General features: G+C 68.8%; 1 protein-coding gene. It reads left to right on the top strand.

Going from position 1 to position 314, the window contains the following annotated elements:
* Positions 1-314, top strand: a 314-nt coding sequence (locus C470_RS16240; protein WP_008364480.1) for a hypothetical protein, incomplete at both ends; no start/stop codon positions are given.

The following is a 314-nucleotide window of genomic DNA, read 5'->3' as shown; positions in this document are numbered from 1 at the left end:
GAGGCCTAATGTCGCAGAGCGTTCCAGAAAGCGCGGTCCCGCCCGCGAAACATGACCTCTCTGAGCGGGTGAGTGGAGACCCCGACCTCACTCGTGCTGAGCGTGAGACCACGATCACCTTCGCCGACGACGAGGAACGGGCGCGGGTTCACTCGGCCTCGCCGGGGATCGCCCGTCGGCTTCTCGCGCCCGACCACGCTCGCCTTCTCTCGGCGACGCTCCACGACGGTGAGGGCGTCGAGACCGTTCCGGGGGGTGAGGTCCCCGGCGAGACCGGGGATATTGTCTCCGTCCGCGTGACTCTCCCCGTCGGG

This window comes from Halorubrum distributum JCM 13561, assembly GCF_000337395.1.
Taxonomy (GTDB): domain Archaea; phylum Halobacteriota; class Halobacteria; order Halobacteriales; family Haloferacaceae; genus Halorubrum; species Halorubrum distributum.
The sequence above is the reverse complement of the archived record's forward strand: the minus strand, read 5'-3'. Positions and strand labels throughout refer to the sequence as shown.